At 60.3% G+C, this 3,737-nt stretch carries 4 protein-coding genes; all 4 read left to right on the forward strand.

Annotated features, from left to right (window positions below; genetic code table 11):
• A partial coding sequence (locus tag JWR17_RS22595; protein ID WP_299834994.1) for a PepSY domain-containing protein occupies window positions 1-982 on the forward strand: 982 nt, incomplete at its 5' end.
• 80 nt (window positions 983-1,062) lie between these two features.
• Window positions 1,063-1,851 (forward strand): ABC transporter ATP-binding protein, encoded by a 789-nt coding sequence (locus tag JWR17_RS22600; protein ID WP_299834996.1) that lies wholly within the window; start codon window positions 1,063-1,065, stop codon window positions 1,849-1,851.
• A 41-nt stretch (window positions 1,852-1,892) separates the two neighbouring features.
• Complete coding sequence (locus tag JWR17_RS22605) at window positions 1,893-2,813, forward strand: ABC transporter substrate-binding protein (protein WP_299835000.1); 921 nt, start codon at window positions 1,893-1,895, stop codon at window positions 2,811-2,813.
• A partial coding sequence (locus JWR17_RS22610; protein WP_299834998.1) for an iron ABC transporter permease occupies window positions 2,810-3,737 on the forward strand: 928 nt, incomplete at its 3' end. The genes JWR17_RS22605 and JWR17_RS22610, both read left to right, overlap by 4 nt.

Genomic DNA, 3,737 nt, shown 5'->3' on the forward strand with positions numbered 1-3,737 from the left:
CAAGTTGCTGATTGGCAAAGTCGGCGACCGCATTGTGGAGTTGGCTGCCGGTTGGGCCATCGTGCTGGTGATCTCGGGTTTGTATTTATGGTGGCCGCGCGGCGCCTCCATGGCTGGGGTGTTGTGGCCACGCTTGAACAGTAAAGGCAGGCTGCTGTGGCGCGACTTCCATGCAGTGACCGGTTTCTGGGGCGCGCTATTTTTGCTGTTGATGCTGCTCAGCGGCATGACCTGGACCGGCGTGTGGGGCAAACAGTTTGCCGATGTCTGGAACACCTTCCCGGCGGCCATGTGGAACGACGTGCCCAAATCAACTAAACAGGCCGGCGAACTGAATACGCCGACCCGCCAAACCGTGCCGTGGGCATTGGAAAATACGCCGATGCCGGTGTCAGGCGAGCATGCCGAACACATGAACCACGGCGGCGCAATGTCGATGCCTGCGGCGCCAACGCTGTCGCTGCAACAAGTGGTCAACATTGCTACCGAGCGCCGCGTTGAGCCGGGCTATAGCATCACCGCGCCAACCACTGCCGATGGCGTGTTTACCATCGCGGTATTTGCCGATGATCCTCGCAACGATGCCACGCTGCATGTGGATCAATACAGCGGCAAGGTGCTGGCCGATATTGGCTGGAAGGACTACAGCAACGTTTCCCGCGCGACGGAAATGGGCGTGATGCTGCACGAAGGCAAGTTCTTCGGCTGGATCAATCAACTGCTGATTCTGTTGATCTGCCTCATGGTGCTGCTGAGTTCGGTCAGCGGATTGGTGATGTGGTGGAAACGTCGCCCACAAGGCGGCCTTGGTGTACCGCCGCTGCGCCACGACCTGCCCCGCTGGAAAACCGCCATCGTGATCATGGTTGGCTTGGGCCTGGCGTTTCCGCTGGTAGGCATTTCGCTGGTGGCTGTCTGGGCGCTGGACTGGTTGGTGTTGTCGCGAATTACCCGGACTCAGCGCCCTGCCAGGAATTCGTAGGAGCTGCCGAAGGCTGCGATTCGACCGGGAACCGGTCGCCCAACCTCCTACAGATGACATCTTTACCCCATAGGAAACCCATGACCGAACTCACGCTCACCCATCTTGCCTGGTCGCCCCTGGGCCATGGGCATTGCCATCATCAGTTCCAGCTGCGTGAGGTGGAGTTGAGTGTGGCGGCCGGTGAGTTCGTCGGCCTGATCGGGCCCAACGGTAGCGGCAAGACCAGCCTGTTGCGCTGTGCTTATCGGTTCAACCGACCGGCCACGGGCGAGGTGCTGTTGGGCGACGTCGATATCTGGCGGCAGTCGCCACGCTGGTGCGCGCAACGGATCGCCGTGGTGCTGCAAGAGTTTCCTGACGCCTTTGGCCTGAGCGTCGAGGAAGTGGTCGCCATGGGCCGTACTCCGCATAAAAGCCTGTTCGAAGGCGACACCCTGGAAGACCGACAAATTGCCCGCGATGCGCTGCTTTCGGTGGGCATGCACGGCTTCGAAGACCACGGATTCCCCACCTTGTCCGGTGGCGAAAAGCAGCGCGTGATTCTCGCCCGCGCTCTTGCCCAACAACCGACCATGCTGATGCTCGATGAGCCGACCAACCACCTCGACCCGCGCTATCAAATCGAACTGCTGCAATTGATCAAACGCCTGAACATTGGCGTGTTGGCCAGCCTTCACGACCTCAACCTCGCTGCTGCCTTTTGTGACCGCCTCTACGTTATCGATCACGGTCGCATTGTGGCCAGCGGTACACCCGCAGAAGTCCTTACCGAAGAACTGCTGCGCGATGTGTTTGGCGTCGAGGCGCTGGTCGACACCCATCCGCTTTGCGGCTACCCGCGAATTACCTGGATCACTCTCCCATGACCTCGTCTTTGTTCCTGCGCATCAGCCTTACCTTCGGCCTGATGTCAATCGTTGCCCAGGCTTCAGCCGAAGCCACGCACTACCCGCTGACGGTGCAAAGCTGCAACCGCGACGTCACCTTCGACCAAGCGCCGCAGCACGGGTTAAGCCATGACATCAACATGACACAAATGATGCTCGCCCTCGGTTTGAAGTCGAGCATGGTTGGCTATAGCGGCATTAGCGGCTGGAAATCCGTGACGCCGCAAATGGCGAAGATCCTCGACGGCTTGCCAGAACTGGCGAGCAAATACCCGTCGGTGGAAACCCTGCTCAGCGCCAACGTCGACTTCTTTTTTGCCGGTTGGGATTACGGCATGCGGGTTGGCGGCGACCTCACCCCGCAGACCCTGGCCCCGCTGGGAATCAAAGTCTATGAGCTGACTGAATCCTGCGCGTTTGTGATGAAACGTCCAGCGGCAAGCCTGGATGACATGTACAACGACTTGCGCAACCTGGGAAAAATATTCGACGTCCAGGACCGCGCCAATCAGTTAATTGTGCAGATGCAGAAACGGGTTGCGACGATCACGGCCAGCTTACCCGCCGACCGTCCGCGGGTATTTCTCTACGACAGTGGCGAAGACCGAGCCATGACCTCGGGCCGCCTGGCCATGCCCCAAGCGCTGATCGCAGCAGCAGGCGGACGCAACGTGCTGGACGACGTCGACGCCAGTTGGACACGGGTCAACTGGGAAAGCGTGGTGGAGCGTAACCCTGAAGTCATCGTGATCGTCGATTACGGCGAAGTCACCGCTGAACAGAAAAAACACTTTCTACTGACCCACCCGGCGCTGCAATCCATCGACGCGATCCGCAACCAGCGCTTCATCGTGATTCCCTACGTGGCCGCCACGCCGGGGATCGACAACATCGACGCCATCGAAACCCTCGCAGCAGGCTTTCACGGCCAGGCGCTGTGACCGGGCGCCGCGCTTATGCCCTGCTAATCCTCGGTCTGGGCCTTGTGCTGCTGGCGTCCTGCGTGTTGTCCCTGGGTTTTGGCGCGGCGCCGGTGCCCGCACAGATCGTTTGGCAGATCCTCTTGCACAAGCTATTCGGATTTGGCCCGCAAGTGCCGAGCTGGAGCGCCGGACAGGAACACATCGTGTGGCTGATCCGCGTGCCAAGAATGCTCCTCGGCGCATTGGTCGGCGCCGGCCTGGCGTTGACTGGCGCAGTGCTGCAAGCGGTGACCCGCAATCCTCTGGCCGACCCGCATTTATTGGGCGTGACCTCCGGCGCCACCCTGGGCGCAGTAATCGTGGTGCTGCATGTCGGTGAAGTGATTGGGCTGTTAACGCTGCCACTTGCAGCATTCATCGGCGCGCTGTGCAGCATGTTGATGGTGCTTGCCATCGCCAACCGCCGAGGTCGTCTGGACAGCGACCGTTTGCTGCTGTGCGGCATCGCGGTGTCGTTCGTGATGATGGCACTGGCCAACTTGCTGCTGTTCATGGGCGACCATCGCGCCAGTTCGGCCGTAATGTTCTGGATGCTCGGCGGCCTGGGTCTGGCCCGTTGGGAGCTGCTGGGCATTCCGGCCCTGAGCGTATTGATCGGTTTGATTTTATTACTGGCCATGGCTCGCGCGTTGAACGGGTTGATGGCCGGTGAGCAAACCGCCGTGACCCTGGGCCTGAACGCACGCAACGTGCGGATAAAAGTGTTTTTAATCGCCTCGTTGATGACCGGGGTCATGGTTTCCATCAGCGGCTCGATTGGCTTCGTCGGCCTGATGGTGCCCCATGTAGCTCGACGTCTGGTGGGCGCCGAACACCGGCGATTGCTGCCTGCTTGCGTGCTAATGGGTAGTATTTTCCTGGTGTGGGTCGATGTCGCTGCAC

Source organism: Pseudomonas sp. (genome assembly GCF_028293835.1).
GTDB lineage: Bacteria > Pseudomonadota > Gammaproteobacteria > Pseudomonadales > Pseudomonadaceae > Aquipseudomonas.

Coding starts and splice junctions, on each gene's coding strand:
- JWR17_RS22605 (WP_299835000.1), top strand. CDS start 1,893: ATGTCAATCGTTGCCCAGGCTTCAGCCGAAGCCACGCACTACCCGCTG.
- JWR17_RS22600 (WP_299834996.1), top strand. CDS start 1,063: ATGACCGAACTCACGCTCACCCATCTTGCCTGGTCGCCCCTGGGCCAT.